This window comes from Nocardioides marmoriginsengisoli (assembly GCF_003725695.1).
GTDB classification, from domain to species: domain Bacteria; phylum Actinomycetota; class Actinomycetes; order Propionibacteriales; family Nocardioidaceae; genus Marmoricola; species Marmoricola marmoriginsengisoli.
The window spans coordinates 52137-69780 of sequence record NZ_RJSE01000009.1; the positions used below are offsets into that span (position 1 = coordinate 52137).

General features: G+C 70.7%; 16 protein-coding genes. 5 read left to right on the top strand and 11 right to left on the bottom strand.

The window, feature by feature from the left end:
* Window positions 1–4 precede the first annotated feature (4 nt).
* Window positions 5–1354 carry a dipeptidase gene (locus EFK50_RS18955; RefSeq protein ID WP_123229167.1) on the bottom strand — a complete coding sequence of 450 codons (1350 nt, stop codon included), beginning with the start codon at window positions 1352–1354 and terminating at the stop codon, window positions 5–7.
* Window positions 1355–1495: 141 nt separating this feature from the next.
* Between EFK50_RS18955 and EFK50_RS18960 the strand changes: the two genes are divergently transcribed.
* Together EFK50_RS18960 and EFK50_RS18965 are read left to right on the top strand one after the other, a co-directional pair.
* On the top strand, window positions 1496–2710 hold the full coding sequence (locus tag EFK50_RS18960) for an LCP family protein (protein WP_123229168.1): 1215 nt from the start codon (window positions 1496–1498) through the stop codon (window positions 2708–2710).
* Window positions 2711–2786: 76 nt separating this feature from the next.
* Entirely contained in the window at window positions 2787–4487 is a 1701-nt protein-coding gene (locus EFK50_RS18965) for an ELWxxDGT repeat protein (RefSeq protein ID WP_123229169.1), read from the top strand.
* Window positions 4488–4497: 10 nt separating this feature from the next.
* Here the strand turns inward: EFK50_RS18965 and EFK50_RS18970 are convergent, their stop codons facing one another.
* On the bottom strand, window positions 4498–4788 hold the full coding sequence (locus EFK50_RS18970; protein ID WP_183407919.1) for a sterol carrier family protein: 291 nt from the start codon (window positions 4786–4788) through the stop codon (window positions 4498–4500).
* Between the two features lie 47 nt (window positions 4789–4835).
* On the bottom strand, window positions 4836–7097 hold the full coding sequence (purL, locus tag EFK50_RS18975) for a phosphoribosylformylglycinamidine synthase subunit PurL (protein ID WP_123229170.1): 2262 nt from the start codon (window positions 7095–7097) through the stop codon (window positions 4836–4838).
* A gap of 236 nt (window positions 7098–7333) precedes the next feature.
* Here purL and EFK50_RS18980 point away from each other — a divergent pair, with 236 nt between their 5' ends.
* Entirely contained in the window at window positions 7334–8722 is a 1389-nt protein-coding gene (locus EFK50_RS18980) for a glycoside hydrolase domain-containing protein (protein ID WP_183407920.1), read from the top strand.
* A gap of 13 nt (window positions 8723–8735) precedes the next feature.
* On the opposite strand, the gene purQ is transcribed toward EFK50_RS18980, so the two are convergent.
* The 8 genes from purQ to EFK50_RS19020 all read right to left on the bottom strand — a co-directional run bounded on the left by purQ (window position 8736) and on the right by EFK50_RS19020 (window position 16177).
* On the bottom strand, window positions 8736–9398 hold the full coding sequence (purQ, locus tag EFK50_RS18985) for a phosphoribosylformylglycinamidine synthase subunit PurQ (protein WP_123229172.1): 663 nt from the start codon (window positions 9396–9398) through the stop codon (window positions 8736–8738).
* On the bottom strand, window positions 9395–9640 hold the full coding sequence (gene purS, locus EFK50_RS18990; RefSeq protein ID WP_123229173.1) for a phosphoribosylformylglycinamidine synthase subunit PurS: 246 nt from the start codon (window positions 9638–9640) through the stop codon (window positions 9395–9397). Before purS ends, purQ begins: the two co-directional genes overlap by 4 nt.
* A 71-nt stretch (window positions 9641–9711) precedes the next feature.
* Window positions 9712–10182, bottom strand: a complete 471-nt coding sequence (locus EFK50_RS18995) for an SRPBCC family protein (RefSeq protein WP_123229174.1) — start codon at window positions 10180–10182, stop codon at window positions 9712–9714.
* 57 nt (window positions 10183–10239) lie between these two features.
* A complete protein-coding gene (locus EFK50_RS19000; RefSeq protein ID WP_148046235.1) occupies window positions 10240–11676 on the bottom strand; it encodes an LCP family protein in 1437 nt (478 codons plus the stop codon).
* A gap of 70 nt (window positions 11677–11746) precedes the next feature.
* Window positions 11747–13297, bottom strand: a complete 1551-nt coding sequence (locus EFK50_RS19005) for a long-chain-fatty-acid--CoA ligase (RefSeq protein WP_123229176.1) — start codon at window positions 13295–13297, stop codon at window positions 11747–11749.
* A 121-nt stretch (window positions 13298–13418) separates the two neighbouring features.
* Window positions 13419–14318, bottom strand: a complete 900-nt coding sequence (locus tag EFK50_RS19010; protein ID WP_123229177.1) for a phosphoribosylaminoimidazolesuccinocarboxamide synthase — start codon at window positions 14316–14318, stop codon at window positions 13419–13421.
* Window positions 14319–14376: 58 nt separating this feature from the next.
* Window positions 14377–14865 carry an RAD23 family protein gene (locus EFK50_RS19015; RefSeq protein ID WP_123229178.1) on the bottom strand — a complete coding sequence of 163 codons (489 nt, stop codon included), beginning with the start codon at window positions 14863–14865 and terminating at the stop codon, window positions 14377–14379.
* Window positions 14866–14878: 13 nt separating this feature from the next.
* Complete coding sequence (locus EFK50_RS19020) at window positions 14879–16177, bottom strand: MFS transporter (protein WP_246004237.1); 1299 nt, start codon at window positions 16175–16177, stop codon at window positions 14879–14881.
* A 116-nt stretch (window positions 16178–16293) separates the two neighbouring features.
* Here EFK50_RS19020 and EFK50_RS19025 point away from each other — a divergent pair, with 116 nt between their 5' ends.
* Complete coding sequence (locus tag EFK50_RS19025) at window positions 16294–17157, top strand: RNA polymerase sigma factor (protein WP_123229580.1); 864 nt, start codon at window positions 16294–16296, stop codon at window positions 17155–17157.
* Window positions 17063–17599, top strand: coding sequence for a DUF421 domain-containing protein (locus EFK50_RS19030; protein ID WP_246004238.1), 537 nt, complete (start codon window positions 17063–17065; stop codon window positions 17597–17599). The genes EFK50_RS19025 and EFK50_RS19030 overlap by 95 nt, the downstream gene beginning before the upstream one ends.
* Window positions 17600–17644: the final 45 nt, after the last annotated feature.

The window sequence follows — 17644 nt, forward strand, 5'->3', positions numbered from 1 at the left end:
AAGTCTACGGGCGGATCGAGGCCAGGTTCGCCAGCAGCAGCGTTTCGGCGAGACAGACCCGCTCGAACTCCGCCAGGTGGAGCCCCTCGTTGGCTCCGTGGGCCCGGGTGTCGGGATCCTCGACGCCGGTGACCAGCACGCTCGCGTTCGGGAAGGCGTCGACGAACTCGGCAATGAACGGGATCGACCCGCCGACGCCCATGTCCACCGGGCGGACGCCGTCCCAGGCCTCGGTGAACGCGTCCCGGGCGACGTCGTACGCCGGACCCTCCGCGTCGATCGCGGTCGCCTCACCGGTGTCGACCACGGTGATGGTCAGCTCGGCTCCCCAGGCGATGTGCTCCTCCAGGTGCCGGCGCAGGCAGGTGACGGCGTTGGCGGTGGTGTCACCCGGCGCGATCCGCAGCGAGATCCGGGCACGGGCGCTCGGCACCAGGGTGTTGCTGGCGCCGAAGACCTGCGGCGCGTCGAGGCCGGTGATGCTGAGCGCGGGCTTGGTCCACAGCCGTTCGACGACCGGGCCCGAGCCGATCCAGCGGATCCCGGGCACCGCGCCGGACTCCGCACGCAACCGCTCCTCGGGGTACTCGACGTCGTCGGCCGGACCCTGGTGGAGCCCGGCGATCGCCACGCTGCCCTCGTCGTCGTGCAGGCTGGCGATGAGCCGGGCCAGCGTCATCAACGAGTCCGGCACCAGGCCGCCCCACATGCCCGAGTGCACCGCGTGCGTCAGGGTCCGGACCTCGACGTCGACCCGGATCAGGCCGCGCAGGCTGGTCGTCAGCGCCGGGACGCCGATGTCCCAGTTGCCGCTGTCGGCGATCACGATGACGTCGGCGGCGAGGGAGTCCTTCTCCTGGGCGAGCAGGGCCGGCAACGAGTCCGAGCCGACCTCCTCCTCGCCCTCGACGAACATGGTGACGCCGACGGCGAGGTCGTCGCCGAGCGCCCGGATCGCGGCCAGGTGCGCCACGATCCCGGCCTTGTCGTCAGCGGCGCCGCGACCGTAGAGCCGGCCGTCGCGCTCGGTCGGCTCCCACGGCGGGCTGTCCCAGTCCGCGTGGTCGTTCTCGGGTTGGACGTCGTGGTGGGCGTAGAGCAGCACCGTCGGCGCCCCCTCGGGTCCGGCCCGGTGGGCGATCACGGCCGGGGCGGCACCGGCCTCGGCCCGGGCGATCCGGGACTCGAAGCCCTCGGCCGCGAACAGGGCGCGGACGGCCTCGGCACTCCGCTCGACCTCGCCGGCACGCGCCGGGTCGGCGCTCACCGACTGGATCCGGACCAGGTCCTCCAGGTCGCGTCGGATGCCGGGGAGGACGTCCTGGACGCGCTGGCGCAAGTCATCGAGGCTCATGAAGCCAGGCTAGTCCGGGCGTTTGACCAGGACGAGGTGGGGGGAATCTCCCATCTCGGTCCCCGGGCGCAATCCAGAACGGCCCGCGGCACCCGTCGTACTCTTTCGCGAGCATCACCCCTGCAGCAGCGAGGAAGCCCCGTGACGCCGGACCCGCCCGAGGAGCAGCCCGACGCTGAGGGCACCCCGGAAGCGGGCCCGGAAACAGGCCCCGAAGCTGCCCCGGAGACCGCGCCCGAGAACCTCCCCCCGAGCCCGTACGCCGACCTCGCCGATCTCCCCGAGGCACCGCCCCAGGTCTCCTTGATCAACGACGACGACCTCTCCTGGGTCGACAAGCCGAAGGAGACCGAGGAGGCGCTCGAGCGCCGTCGCGAACGCCGCGAGGCGCACAAGCGCAAGGTGCGTCGCAAGCGCCGGAACAAGCGGATCCTCAAGGTCACCGGGGTCCTCGTCGCGCTGGTCCTGGTGCTCGGCGTGAGCTGGTTCCAGTGGACCTTCGGCGGCCTCGAGCGGATGCCGGTCGCCCACGGACAGGCGGGGCTCAACACCCCGGGCAAGACCTTCCTCCTCGTGGGATCGAATCCTGAGGAGCCGGATGCCCAGACGGTCACCGGGACCGGCTGGAAGCACGACCTGCTGACCAGCGACCTGGTGATGCTGCTCCACCTGACCCGGGACAACCGGGCGATGTACGTGATCTCGATCCCGGCGGACAGCGTGCTGCCGATGCCCGGGGGCGGCGAGGGCAAGCTCAGCGACGCCTACGCGCAGGGCGGCGCGAAGCTCTACGTGCGCACGATCGAGGAGTACAGCGGGGTGGCCGTCGACGAGGTGGCGACCCTGAACATGAACGCGCTGCGCGAGATCACCGACCAGCTCGGCGGGGTCGTCCTCGACGTGCCGCGCGAGGCGTGCAACGTGCCGGCCGGCGCGCGCCGCCTCGACGGCATCCAGTCGCTGGAGTACATGTCGCTCGCGCCCTGCCTCCCCCGCGGCGACCTGGACCGGGTCGAGCGGCAGCAGAGCATGCTGCGGGCGCTGATGCGCACCGCGGTGGACGGCGGCAAGGTCACCAACCCGTTCCGGGTGCAGAAGATGCTCCGGGCAACGGCGATCAACCTGACGCTCGAGGAAGGGTTCTCCTACCCGAGCATGTTCCTGACCCTGTTCTCGATGCGGCACCTGCGGACCACGAACACCACGTTCCTGACGGTCCCGACCGCGGACCAGCCGGACGGACCCCAGGGGATCGTGCTCGACCGGGCCAAGGACGCCGCGCTCTGGGACGCCCTGCGCAAGGACCGCCTCGACGCCTACCTCGCCACCAACAAGGACGCCGTCGTCCTCCGCTAGGCTGGCGCACCGCAGACGAACCAGTACTCGGTAGTGCCGCAAAGCAAGCTGGCGCACTCCGGTAAGGACACCGCTGATGAGACGCCTTCTGACCCGTGCGCTGACCCTCGGCGTCGCCGCTGTCCTGGTGGTGCCCGTCGAGTCGGCGCAGGCCGCCGTTCCGGTCGCCTTCGGCCCCGCGCCGTACCCGGTGCGGGAGATCGTGCCCGGCACCGAGGGCGTGATCGTCCGGGCGTCGGCGAGCCTGAACCGCCGGATGCTGCTGCTCCTCGACGATCGCCGGCACGGCACCGAGCTGTGGACCACCGACGGGACTCGCTCGGGCACCGTGCTGCTGCGCGACATCTGCCCGGGCCCGGGAGGCTCGGGCGGGGCGAAGCTCGTCGTCGCGGGCTCCCGGGCCTACTTCGCCGCGGACGACTGCGCGCACGGACAGGAGCTGTGGAGCACCAACGGGACGGCGGCGGGGACCTCCCTGGTCAAGGACGAGACACCGGGCCCTGGCTCCTCGTCACCGAGCAACCTGACCTCCTCGGGCGGACGGCTCTACTACGCCGCCAGTACGCCGAGCGAAGGCCGTGAGCTGCACGTCACCACCGGCACCGCGGCCACCACGAGCAGCGTCGACCTGGAGCCGGGACCCACCGGCTCGGATCCCGGCTCCCTCGCCGGCTACAAGGCCCTGGTCGGGGACCCGGACGCGGTGGTGTTCGCGGCGACGACCTCCGCCACGGGCCGCGAGCCCTGGTTCAGTGCCGGCAGCCTCGCGAGCACGACGTCACGGGGAGACCTCAACCCGGGGCCCCCGAGCTCGGACCCCTCGAACTTCGCCAAGGTCGGCGCGTCGGTCGTGTTCAGCGCGACGACGAACCTCGGGACCGAGCCGTGGTCCTTCTCCGGCGAGGAGACCGCCGCGCTCGTCAAGGACATCAATCCGGGACCGGGCAGCAGCGACCCTCGGGAGTTCGTAGCGGACCCGTTGTCCCACGACGTCGTCTTCGCCGCCACCGCCGACGGGATCCGCGACGAGCTGTGGGGCCTGGACCGGGCCGGCAGCGACACCGACGCGCACCTGGTCTACGCGGGCGACCCCGCCAGCGGTCTCACCCCCGGCCACCTGGTCGCCTTCAGCGACTGGGGCATCTTCTTCTCGGCAACCAGCGTCGCGCACGGGCGCGAGCTGTGGTTCACGCAGGGCAACAACCCGAGCACCAGGCTGTTCAAGGACGTCGTGCCCGGTCCCGGATCGTCGTCGCCGGGAGTGATCGTCCCCGGGAGCAGCGGGTTCGCCTTCGACAGCGACATCGGGGCCTCCTACCTGTACCGGTACGACGGCAAGATCAGGCCGGTGCCCGGGACCACGGTCCACGACCACGTCCTCGGCTACCTCGGCAGCACGATCGTGATGATGCGGAGCCGGAGCAGCGACCCGGCGGCGGGAGCGGAGCTCTGGGCCTACACGGTTCCGAGGACCGCGGTCCGGGCCGCGCCGCGCCGGTCGTACACGCTGCGGGCCGCGAAGAAGCGGAGGATCCAGGTTCCGGTCTCCGTCTCCTCGTACATCACGGACGAGAGGCGCGCGCAGACCGGCCGGGTCGTCCTGAAGTCGGGCACCACCGTCTACGGCCAGGCCACCTTGCGCAACGGCAGGGCCAGCATCCGGATCACCAAGCGGCTGCGGAAGGGCACGCACCGGTTCCGGGTCTCCTTCGGCGGCAACGTCGACGGCCAGGCAGCGCACTCTGCCGTGGTCAAGGTCAAGGTCGTCCGAGGCTGACCGCGAGACCTCAGTCCAAGGGGAGGTAGGGCGAGAGGTCGGTGCGCTCGCCGGAGGCCCGGATCAGGCCCTGGTCGATGGCGTCCTGCCACGTCATCGCTCCGGTCGCGACCGCGATCCAGGTGTCCGGGTCGGTCTCGACGACCGCGCGCGGGGTGCCCCTGGTGTGCCGGCCGCCCTCGACGGCCTGCACCGCGCCGTACGGCGGGACGCGGACCTCGACCGCGTAGCCGGGGGCCTTCTCGACGAGCAGGGCCAGGTAGTGCTTGGTGAGCTGCTTGGGGGTCAGGTGCTCTGTCATCTCACCGCGTCTCGACAGTCTCGACGTCCGACCGGGCCAGCGCTCGACTACGCCAGCGCAGCCGGGAGGGTCGCGGACCAGGCCTCGCGGACCTCGGCGATCGGCAGCGTGAACTGCCCGGCGACCTCGAGGGCGTCGCCGCCAGTGGTGCCGAGCAGGGTCGCCCGGACGCCGTGGCCGGCGGCCAGCGCCTCCAGGGCGGCACCGTCAGCGGCGGCCACCGTGACGACGACGCGACCGGCGGACTCCGCGAACAGGCCCACGAACGCGTCGCCCGCGAGCTCCACGCTGACCCCGACGTCGTGGCGCAGCGCGGACTCGACCAGGGCCTGCGCGAGACCGCCGTCGGCGAGGTCGTGCGCCGAGGTCAGCAGGCCGACGCCGGCGGCGAGCAGCTCCGCGAGCGCCTTCTCCGCCGCCAGGTCGACCACCGGGGGCTTACCGCCCAGGTGGCCGTGCACGACGCTCGCCCACTCGGAGCCGGAGAGCTCCTCGCGGGTCTCGCCGAGCAGGAAGACCGCCTCGCCCGCGGCCTGGAAGCCGGTCGGGGTGCGTTTCGTGACGTCCTCGATCACCCCGAGCACGGCGACCACCGGGGTCGGCAGGATCGCGGTCTCGCCGGTCTGGTTGTAGAGGCTGACGTTGCCGCCGGTGACCGGGATGCCCAGCTCGAGGCAGCCGTCCTTGAGCCCGCGGCAGGCCTCGGCGAACTGCCACATCACGTCCGGGTCCTCCGGCGAGCCGAAGTTCAGGCAGTCGCTGATCGCCAGCGGCTTGGCCCCGCCGGTGGCGACGTTGCGGTAGGACTCGGCCAGCGCGAGCTGGGCGCCGGCGTACGGGTCGAGCTTGGCGAACCGGCCGTTGCAGTCGGTGGAGACGGCGACGCCGAGGTTGGTCTCCTCGTCGATCCGGATCATGCCGCTGTCACTCGGCTGCGCGAGCACGGTATTGCCGAGCACGTAGCGGTCGAACTGGTCGGTGATCCACGACTTGTCGCAGAGGTTCGGGCTGGCCGCGAGGCGGACCACGGTCTCCCGCAGCTCGTCGCCGGTCGCCGGGCGGGCCAGCTTCTCGGCGCCGTCGGCCTGGAGCGCGTCCTGCCAGGACGGCCGGGCGAACGGGCGGTTGTACGTCGGTCCGTCGTGCGCGACCGACCGCGGCGGGACGTCGACCACGGTCTGGCCGTGCCAGTCGATGATCAGCCGCTCGCCGTCGGTGACCTCACCGATCACGACGGCCTCGACGTCCCACTTCGCGCAGATCGCCAGGAACGCCTCGACGTCGGCGGGCTCGACGACCGCCATCATCCGTTCCTGGGACTCGCTCATCAGGATCTCTTCGGGTGCCAGCGTCGAGTCGCGCAGGGGCACCCGGTCGAGCTCGACGTGCATGCCGCCGTCGCCGGCACTCGCCAGCTCGGAGGTGGCGCAGGAGAGGCCCGCGCCGCCGAGGTCCTGGATGCCCGCGACCAGCCCGGCCGCGAAGATCTCCAGGGTGCACTCGATGAGCAGCTTCTCCATGAACGGGTCGCCGACCTGGACGCTCGGGCGCTTGGCCGGGCCGTCCGCGTCGAACGTCTCGGAGGCGAGCACCGAGACGCCGCCGATGCCGTCGCCGCCGGTGCGGGCGCCGTACAGGATCACTTGGTTGCCGACGCCGGAGGCCTTGGCCAGGTGCAGGTCCTCGTGCCGGAGCACGCCGACGCAGAGCGCGTTGACGAGCGGGTTGCCGAGGTAGGTCTCGTCGAAGACGGCCTCGCCGCCGATGTTCGGCAGGCCGAGGCAGTTGCCGTAGCCGCCGACGCCGGCCACGATCCCGGGCAGCACCCGGTGGGTGTCGGGCTCGTCGAGGGGGCCGAAGCGGAGCGGGTCCATCACCGCGACCGGACGGGCGCCCATCGCGAGGATGTCGCGGACGATGCCACCGATGCCGGTCGCAGCGCCCTGGTACGGCTCGACGAACGACGGGTGGTTGTGCGACTCCACCTTGAAGGTGACCGCGTAGCCCTGGCCGACGTCGATCACGCCGGCGTTCTCGCCGATGCCGGCGAGCATCTTGCCGACCGGGGTCTCCTGGGGGATCTCGGAGAACTGCTTGAGGTGCACCTTGGTGGACTTGTAGGAGCAGTGCTCGCTCCACATCACCGAGTACATCGCCAGCTCGGAGCTGGTGGGGCGGCGGCCGAGGATCTCGCGGATCTCGGCGTACTCGTCGGCCTTCAGGCCCAGGTCGGCCCAGGGCTGCTCGCGTCCCGGATCCTGGGTCGCGACGGCAACGGTGTCGAGAGTCGGGCGAGGGGCGTCAGGCACGTCGGGTGATTCAGACACGAAGGGTGCGCTCCGGGATCGGGGGATGTCACGGCCAAATCTATCCGGTCCGGCGCGGGCGTCGGCGCGCGGTCCACCGGCGACCCGGCGCCAGGGCAGGAGCGGGACGAACCGGACGAATTACAAGTTTGTAGTTCGTCCGAACCTCTGTTACTGGTGTTACTGCTGAGGTTATGGTGACCGAGTTCTCGCGTACTTCCCCACGCTTGGAGTTCCTGATGTCAGCCCTGCCACGCCTGGCGACCGCCCTGCGGCACAGCCTCGTGACGACCCTCGTCGTCGGCCTCGTCGCGGTCGTCGCGATCACCGTGACGACCTCGTCCGCCCGCCTCACCGCGAGCACGACGGCCAACCCGATCACGCCCGGGAACTTCACCGGCTACGGATTCGACCAGTGCGAGGCGCCGAGCCAGGCCGCGATGACCGCCTGGCGGAAGAGCTCGCCGTTCCGGGCTGCCGGGATCTACATCTCCGGCTCGCTGCGGTTCTGCCAGAAGCAGACCAACCTCACGCCCACGTGGGTGCGCACCCAGCTCGCAGCCGGCTGGCGGCTGCTGCCGATCCACCTGGGCGCCCAGGCGTCGTGCACGACCCGCGACCGCTACCAGAAGAACAGGATCAGCGCCGACCCGGCGGACACCTACGCGAAGGCCCGCTCCCAGGGCCGCGCCGAGGCCCGGATCGCCGTCGCGGCCGCGCAGCGGCTCGGCATCGTGCCGAGGAGCACCCTGTACTACGACCTCGAGGCGTTCAACCCGAAGATCGCCAGTTGCAAGGCCTCCTCGCTCTGGTTCCTCGGTGCCTGGACCAACCAGATCCATCAGCTCGGCTACGTCTCCGGCGTGTACTCGAGCGCGGCTTCCGGGATGAAGATCCTGGACGACGCCCGGGTCACTCCCGGCAACAAGGTCGCCCTCCCGGACCAGATCTGGATCGCCGACTGGAACGACAAGGCCGACACGAACTCGACCTACATCCGGAGCGACGGCTGGCCCGGCGCGCGGATCCACCAGTACCAGGGCGGCCACAACGAGAAGTGGGGCGGCGTGACGATCAACATCGACCGCAACTACCTCGACCTCCGCGGCCAGGCGAGCACGCCCCCGCCGATCAGCACCCCCGAGGGGAGCAAGCTGTACGACGCCAAGTGCACGACCGCGTCGATCAACCGCTGGACCTACCGCTACGCCACCCCGACCCGCCGGCCCGGGATGGTGGTCCCGCTGCAGTGCCTGCTCAAGCAGCGCGGGCTCTACACCTGGCCGGTCACCGGCAAGTGGAACTCGATGACGACCAAGGCCGTCGCCTCCTGGCAGAAGCGGGTCAAGCACCCGGTGCGGAAGGGCTTCACCCGCGCCGACTGGGTCTCGCTGCTCAGCGCCGGGAACTCCGGTACGACGCTCAAGCCGGGCGTCCGCGGGGCCGACGTGATCCGGGCCCAGCGCACCCTGAACGCCGGCGGGCCCGGCCTGATCAAGATCACCGGGATCTACGACGCGTCGACCCAGAAGGCGGCGCGGGCTTACCAGATCGCGAACGGGATCAAGCCCACCGAGGGCATCATCGCGAAGGTCACCTGGGGTGCCTTCAGCAAGGGCACCTGGTAGGTCCTGCCGGAGGCTAGACCGTCAGCGCGCCCAGCGAGGTGAAGAAGCCCAGCCCGTCCGTGCCCGGACCGACCAGGTCCTCGATGGCGTGCTCGGGGTGCGGCATCAGTCCGACGACGTTGCCGGCTGCGTTGCTGATGCCGGCGATGGCGCGCTGGGACCCGTTCGGGTTGCCGACGTAGCGCGCGACGACCTGTCCCTCCGCCTCGAGCATGTCGAGGGTCATCTCGTCCGCGACGAACGACCCCTCACCGTTCTTGAGGACGATGGTGATCTCCTGGCCGACCTCGTACTGGTTCGTCCAGGCCGTCCGGTTGCTCTCGATGACCAGCTTCTGGTCGAGGCAGCCGAACTTGCGGTGGTCGTTGCGGATCAGCGCGCCCGGCAGCAGGTGCGACTCGCACAGGATCTGGAAGCCGTTGCAGATGCCGAGGACCGGCATCCCGCCCTTGGCCGCGTCCACGACCTCGGTCATCACCGGGGCGAAGCGGGCGATCGCGCCGCAGCGGAGGTAGTCGCCGTACGAGAAGCCTCCGGGCAGAAGGATCGCGTCGACGCCCTTCAGGTCGTGGTCCCCGTGCCAGAGGGCCACGGCTTCGTGACCGGCGTGCCGGACCGCGCGGCGGGCGTCGGCGTCGTCGAGCGAGCCGGGGAAGGTGACGACCCCGACCTTCATGCGACGACCGAGACCTTGAAGTCCTCGATCACCGGGTTGGAGAGCAGCTTCTCCGCCATCTCGTTGACCTCGGCGAGCCGCTCGTCGGTGAGCTCACCGTCGATCTCGAGCTCGAAGCGCTTGCCCTGGCGGACGTCGGCGACACCGACGAAGCCGAGGCGGGGCAGGGCGCCGAGGACGGCCTTGCCCTGCGGGTCGAGGATCTCGGGCTTGGGCATGACGTCGACGACGACACGGGCCACGGGGTGCTCCTGGAGGGAGAAGGATGCGGGGACGGGCCCCAGTCTACGGGCGGCGGCGCGGGATCTCGGCGTCAGGCCAGGCGGGCGGCGTACAGCGGCCACATCTTGGCGGCGTACTGGCGCCAGAAGGTGCCGACGACGGGCAGCGCCAGGCGCGCGACCGCGTTCTTCGGGGTGATCGACCAGCTCCAGGTGACCCGGGTGCCGTCGCCCTCGGGGACGTAGGAGAACTGGCCGTCGACGGCCGCGACGAGCGCCTTCATCGGTCCGGTGAAGTCGGTGAGCCGGTACTGGTAGACCCCGGGCCGCTCCGCCTTCTTCAGGGTCTCCAGGTTGCTGGTGCCGTCAGCGAGGACGACCGTGCGGGTCTGACCGACGGTCGCCCACGGTCCCTCCTGCCCGGTGCACTCCTTGATCGGCGGGATCACGCCGGCGCGGTGCGGGAAGAGCTCCTCCAGCGGAGCGTTCATGACGCCGTCGTAGGCCGCTTCGAGCGAGGCCGGTACGACGGTGGACGAGGAGAGCAGGTACGGCGCGACCATCGGATGCTCCTGGGGAGAGGGGATGCCGACCAGCCTAGGCGCTGCGTTCGGGCAGGACTAGGAGACAGGTTGGTAGGCGCAGTCGTCCTCGGCGTTGCTCGCCTTGCTCGGGGTCTCGTTCGACGACGGCGTGGACCCGTTGCCCGGGGTGCCGGTCGATCCCCCGGCGGACGGCTTCCGGACGGCGGGCTTCAGCGCGTTGGCGACCGCGGTCCGCATGAAGTCGAAGTCCGGGTTGTTCGGGTCGAACTCGGCGCTGCGCTCGAACCCGACGGCCTTGATCGGCTTGCTCTTCACCTTGCCGGCGAGGTCGACGAAGGCGGTCAGCAGCTTCTGCGGGATGTCGGTCCGGACGATCTCCTTGCTGGCCTTGGCCAGCCGGGTGTAGCGCTTCAGCATCTTGGTCGGGCTGGCTTCCTTCGCGATCGCGTTGATCGCGCAGCGCTGCCGCTCCATCCGCTTGTAGTCGGTGGAGCCGTACCGGCCACGGGTGAACCAGAGGGCGTTGAATCCGTTGAGGCGCTGGTTCGGGCCGGGCTCCAGGTAGGAATCCGGAGGGATGCCGGCGTCGGTGTTGCCGCCGATCGGCACCCGCTCGTTGATGTTGACGGTGATCCCGCCGATCGCGTCGACGAGCTGGCGGAAGCCGGCGAGGTTGACCAGCACGTAGTAGTCGACCGGGATGCCGAGGGCACCTGCGACGGCGAGCTTCACCGCGTCGGCGCCTTCGTTGGCGGTCTTGCCGAGCACTCCGGGGTGCACGGCAGGGACGTTGCGGTAGACCGCGTTCAGGAAGTACTCGGCGTTGTCCGCCGTCCCGTTGGTGAAGCCGTTCGGGTACAGCGCGGCCAGCTTGGAGCCGGGCTTGAACGGCACGTCCTGCAGGTTGCGCGGCAGGCTGAACAGGACCGTCTTGCCGGTCCGGGTGTCGATGCTCGCCAGGATCACCGAGTCGGTGCGGACCCCCGGCCGGTGCACCGACCCGTCACCGCCGAGGAGCAGCACGTTGACGCGCTTGCGGTTGCCCCACGGGTTCTCCTCGGTGGCGTCCTTCGGGGTGGTCGCACTCGAGTTCCCGCCGAAGACGGAATTGATCAGGTCCCGCTGGACGAGCGCGTACTGCGCTCCCTTGGCCATCGGCGCGGTGACCGCGAGGCACATCAGCATCACGCCGAGCGCTCCGGCGACCCGCATCCCCCGGGTGGCCGTGTGCGACCGGTTGAACGAGTAGACCCGCCAGATCAGCGCGATCCAGAGCACCCAGATTGCGGCCAGCACGACCACGACCCAGAGCAGCGCGCTCGGGTTGAAGACCAGGTCCTTGATCGGCCCGGAGGCCACCTTGGCGAGCACGCCGCCGATCACACCGAGGATCAGGGCCGGGACCAGCGTCACCACGAGGGCACGCTTCAGCGCCGTACCGACCTGGTCGGGACGGGCCGCCTTGTGCCGCCCCTGACGGTGCGTCGGGGCGTGCCGAGAACCCCTGGACACGCGCTAGAGCCTAGGCGCTCAGGCAAATCCGCTCAGCCGGTTCGGCGGAGACGGTCCGATTCCAGGCGGGTCAGTCGACCAGTTCGCGCTTCAGGATCTTCCCGGTGGCCGTCATCGGCAGCGCGTCGACGAACGCGACGATGCGCGGGTACTTGTACGCCGCCATCTGCTCCTTGCCCCACGCGACCAGCTCGTCCTCGGTGATCGCGGCGCCGGCGTTGCGGATCACGAACGCCTTCACCTCCTCGCCGTGCGACTCGTGCGGGATGCCGACGACGGCGGCCAGCGAGACGTCGGGGTGCGTCATCAGCACCTCTTCGATCTCGCGCGGGTACACGTTGTAGCCGCCGCGGATGATCATGTCCTTGGAGCGGTCGACGATGTAGTAGAAACCGTCCTCGTCACGACGGGCGAGGTCCCCGGAGCGGAACCAGCCGTCCTTCATCACCTCGGCGGTCGCCTCGGGCCGGTTGAGGTAGCCCTTCATGATGTTGTGGCCGCGGATCGCGATCTCGCCGATCGCGTCGGCGCCCTCGACCTCGTTCCAGTCCTCGTCGATCAGCTTGCACTCGACGCCCCAGATCGGGATCCCGATCGAGCCGGGACGCGGTTCGCGATCCGGGTCGGAGAAGGTGGCCACCGGCGAGGTCTCCGAGAGGCCGTAGCCCTCCAGGATGGTGACGCCCAGCGTCTCCTTGACGTTCTTGATGATCTCCACCGGCAGGCTGGCGCCGCCGGAGACGCCGATCCGCAGGTTCTTCGCGATCTTCGCGACGTCCACGCTCTCGTCGAAGGCGCCGAGCAGGCCCCACCACATCGTCGGAACCCCGGCGAAGAAGGTGACCTCCTCGGACTGGAGCAGGCTGATCGCGGGACCCGCCTCGAACCGCGGCAGCAGCACCAGGGTCGCTCCCATCGAGAAGCCGGCGTTCATCTGCACCGACGACCCGAACGAGTGGAACAGCGGCAGCGTCACCAGGTGCACGTCGCTCCCGGGCTTCGAGCCGAAGAGCCGGTTGCAGGTCAGCGCGTTCATCACCAGGTTGGTGTGCGAGAGCTCGGCTCCCTTCGGCTGCCCGGTCGTCCCCGAGGTGTAGAGGATCACCGCGGTGGCGGTCTCGTCACCGAGGACGGCCTCGAAGACCGGGGACTTGCCGGCGAGCGCCTCGGTGAGCGTCCGGGCGCCGGGGACCGGGGACGGCGCGGCAGGGTCGGCGGTGATCACGATGAACTCGGGACGGCTGGCGGCGCCCTCGACGCCGACGGCGCCCTCGGCACCCATCGGCAGGTCAGGGGTGCCCTGGAAGCAGAAGTAGACCTTCGCGTCGGAGTCGTCGAGGTAGTAGGTGACCTCGCGCCCCTTGTTCAGCACGTTCATCGGCACCACAACGGCGCCGGCCTTGAGGATGCCGTAGTAGATGATCGGGAAGTACGGCAGGTTCGGGCAGGTCAGCGCGACCTTGTCGCCGGGCGCGACACCCAGCTCGACCAGCAGGTTGGCGACCTGGTTGGCGGCACCGTTGACCTGGGCGTAGGTCAGCCGGGTCTCGCCGAGCACCAGGGCGTCCCGGTCGGGGTAGCGGCGGGCGGAGTCCTCGAGGAAGATCGACAGATTCAGCATGGGGTAAACCTAGCCACCATCCTGGTCCGCGTCTTTGACAGGAGGCGACAACTTTCGGCGCGACCGTTGGACACCGGTCATCATCCTCACCATCAAGCCCGCGCGGGCCTGTGGAAAACCCTCAGAACTTCTCGCCGGTGAGGATCTCGTACGCCTCGACGTACCGGGCCCGGGTGTGCGCGATCACGCTCTCCGGCAGCGCCGGCGGCCGGTCCCCGGACGCGCGGTCCCACCCGCTCTCGGCGGAGGTCAGCCAGTCCCGCACGATCTGCTTGTCGTACGACGCCTGCGCCCGGCCGGGCTCCCACTCCGCCGCCGGCCAGAACCGGCTGGAGTCCGGGGTGAGCACCTCGTCGGCGAGCACGATGGTCGTGTCGCTGCGGGCACCGAACTCGAACTTGGTGTCGGCCAGGATGATTCCCTGCTCGCGGGCGATCTCCTCGGCGCGGCCGTAGATCGTGAGGGTGAGCTCGCGCAGCGCCGCCGCGGTCTCCGCACCGACGGCGCCGACCACCGCGTCGTAGGAGACGTTCTCGTCGTGGTCGCCGACGGCAGCCTTGCTCGCCGGGGTGAAGATCGGTGCCGGCAGGCGGCTGCCGTCCTCGAGCCCGGCCGGAAGGGAGATCCCGCAGACCTCGCCGGTGGCGCGGTAGTCCAGCAGCCCCGACCCGGTCAGGTATCCCCGGGCGACGCACTCGACCGGGAACATCGCGAGCTCCTCGCAGAGCACCGCGCGACCGGCGACCGCCGCCGGGACGTCGGTCGAGACGACGTGGTGGGGCACCGTCGAGGCCAGCTGGTCGAACCACCACAGCGACATCCGGGTGAGGATGGCGCCCTTGTCCGGGATGGTGCTGTCCAGCACGAAGTCGTACGCCGAGATCCGGTCGCTGGCCACCATCAGCAGCCGCCCGGCGTGCTCCCCGGAGACCATCCGGTAGAGGTCGCGGACCTTCCCGGAGTGCAGGTGCTCGGCACCTTCGATGACGGGTGCGTCAGGGATGTTCAGATCGCCACTCACGCGTGGAGCCTATCTAGCGCAGCGAGGACCACGCGTGGAGCCTATCGAGCGCCCGAGATCAGTCCCCCACCTGCCCGACCTGGTAACCGAGCACGCATCCGTCCCGACCGTCCGCCTCGGCCTCGACGATGACGGCGTACCCGGGCTTGGTGAGCTGCGCCTGCCGCGTCCCTCCGGCCGCCGTCTCGCCCTGCTTGGTCCAGCCCTCCTCGACCAGCTTCACGATCGCCTCCTCGAAGCAGCCGGCGACGGCCTGGCGGACCGTCACGTGGAAGCTCCAGCCCTTGCGCCCCTCCTCGCCGCTGCTGGACCGATCGGTCACCGTGCCCGCGACCACCGGGAACGCGGCCGGCAGGTCGCTGGGCAGCCCGGGGCGGAGCGTTCCGGCCGAGGTCGGGGACGCCGTCGGCGTACCGGTCCCGCTCGGTGCGCTGCTGGGAGCCGGCTCCGGCGACGCCTTCCGGTTCTCGTCACCGCCGCAGCCGACGACGCCGAAGGCGAGGGCGAGCACGAGCGCGCCGATCGCGCGACCGCGGGTTCGAGGCATGGCTGGAGCGTACTCAGATCAGCCCGGACTGAGCCGCCCATTCGTCCGGGTCGTCGACGCGCAGCCGCGCCCGGGCCTTGATCCGGTAGCGCACGATCTGGACCAGGCCGATCGCCCAGAGCAGGTACTGGAAGCTCATCGCCCAGCGGAACGCGTCGGGCGAGTAGTCGGTCGACGCTCCCGGCGTCCGCCAGTCGAGGATCAGGCCGATCGCGATCACCAGGATCAGGCTGGCGAAGAAGCCCGCCTGGTTGATGATCCCGGTGGCGCTGGCCAGGCGGTGCGGCGGGTTCGAGGTCCGGCCCAGGTCGAACCCGATCACCGAGGCCGGGCCGCCGATCCCGGTGACCACCACCAGCACCACCAGCACCGGTAGCGGCGCCTCCCCCGGCCACGCCAGGACCACGGTCCAGACCGCGACGATCGCTACCAGGATCGAGAGCACCAGGGTCGAGCGGTGCCAGGGCAGCAGCGTGATCCGCCAGCCGATCAGCGGGCCGGCGGCCATCATCGCGACCACCATCACGGTCAGCAGGAGGCCGGCGGCGTGCTCGCTGAGACCCTCGCCCTTGACCAGGAACGGGAACCCCCAGAGCAGGCCGAGCACGGTCGCGCTGAACTGGGTGCTGAAGTGCATCCAGAACCCGAGCCGGGTGCCGGGATGGCTCCAGGAGTCGGCGAGGCTGCGCCGGATCGCGGCCGGCCGCATCGCCGGACCGCGGAGGTTGCGCGCGTCGGGAGCGTCGTGGACGACCAGCAGCAGTGCCGCGGTCATCACGATGCCGAGCGACGCGGCGACCAGGTACGACTTGGTCCACCCCAGGTTGCTCAGCGCCCAGGTCATCGGCACCGCGGCGGTGATCGCGCCGAGCTGGCCGATCAGGCCGGTGACCTGGATCATCACCGGGATCCGCCGCGGGGCGAACCAGGTGCTCACCAGCCGGAGCACGCAGATGAACGTCATCGCGTCGCCGAGACCGACGAAGAGCCGCGCCAGCAGCGCCAGCGGGTAGGTGTCGGCGAAGGCGAACCCGGCCTGGGCGCCGGTGAGCAGGACCGCGCCCGAGGCCAGCACCGCCCGGGAGCCGAACCGGTCGACGAGCAGGCCGACGGGGATCTGCATCAGTGCGTAGACCAGCAGCTGGAGCATCGTGAAGGTCGCGAGCTGGGACGCCGAGATGTCGAACCGCTCGGTCGCCGCCAGGCCCGCGACGGCCAGCGAGGACCGGTGGAACACGGCCAGCATGTAGACGCCGACCGCGACCACCCAGATGGCGCCGGCGCGGTCTGCTGCCGGCGGTCGGGAGGTCACGGGTCCATCGTCCCAGAGCGCGCGCCGAGGGCGAAAACAGGCAATTCGGCGCATCCGCGGGGCCGCTGCGTCGGCGCACGCTGGACGGGCACCAGTCCCGACGAGACAGAGCCCGTATGACGATCCTGCCCGCTGCACCCGCACCCATCGACCTGCACGACCTCACCGACCCCGAGTGCCTGGACCTGGTCCGCTCCGGCGACCTGGACGCCTTCACCGAGCTGTACCGGCGGCACCACTCCGCCGTGCTCCGCATCGCCGCCGCGATCGCCGGTCCCGGTCAGGCCGCCGACCTGACCGCCGAGGCCTTCACCCGCGCCTTCGCACTGCTGCGCCGCGGCCGGGGCCCCGAGCTCGCGCTGCGCTCCTACCTCGTCACCACGATCCGCAACTCGTACTACGACGCTTCGGCCAAGGGCCGCCGGTTGCTCCTGGTCGACGACCTCGCCGGTCTCGACCGGCTCGCCCCGGCCCACGAACCGTGGGACGACCTGATCGAGGACCAGCTCGTCGCCGACGCCTTCGCCTCCCTTCCGGACCGGTGGCGCCGGGCGCTGTGGCTGACCGCGGTCGAGGGCCGCAGCACCGCCGAGGCTGCCGAGATCATCGGGATCAGTCCGTCCGCCGTCGCCCAGCTCACCTTCCGGGCCCGCGAGGCGCTGCGGGTCGCGTACCTCGCGCAGCACACGAACGCCCGCGCCGCGGACGGCTGCCGTCGGATCGCCGGCCTGCTCCCCGGCTACGTGCGCGGGTCAGAGGCCCGGCGCGGCCTGGTCGAGGCACACCTGGTCGGCTGCGCGACCTGCGCCGCGACCGTCGCGGAGCTGCGGAGCATCGGCGCCGGGATGGTTTCTGGGAGACGATGCCCGCATGTGGAACGACATGATGAACCTGGACCTTCCGGTGGCCGAGAAGGTGATCCGCACGATCGCGGTCTACCTGGTGCTCGCCGTCCTGATCCGGCTGGCCGGCAAGCGTGACCTGGCCCAGCTCAACGCTTTCGACCTGGTCGTGATGCTGCTGGTCAGCAACGTCGTCCAGAACGCGATCATCGGCCCGGACAACACCCTCCTCGGGGGTGTCATCGGCGCGGTCGTCCTGATCGGCTTCAACGCCGTCGTGGTCCGGCTGACCCGGCGCAGCGATGCCGTCGCCCGGGTGGTGGAGGGCACCCCGACCGTGATCGCCGAGAACGGCAGCTGGGATCTCGACGCGCTCCGGCACGAGGGCCTGCGCCAGGCGGATGCGGACGCGGCACTGCGACGGCAGAACGCGAACGGCGTCGCCGACGTGGAGCTGGCCACGATCGAACCGGGCGGTGCGATCGTCGCGACCCTGCGCGCCGATCTGCAGTCGGCGACCCGCGCCGACGTGGCCCGGCTCGAGGCCAAGCTGGACCGGCTGCTGGCCGCGGGGACCTGAGCCCGGCCGGACTCTGGCGGAGCGGTCGGTTGCTCGGGCCGGTGC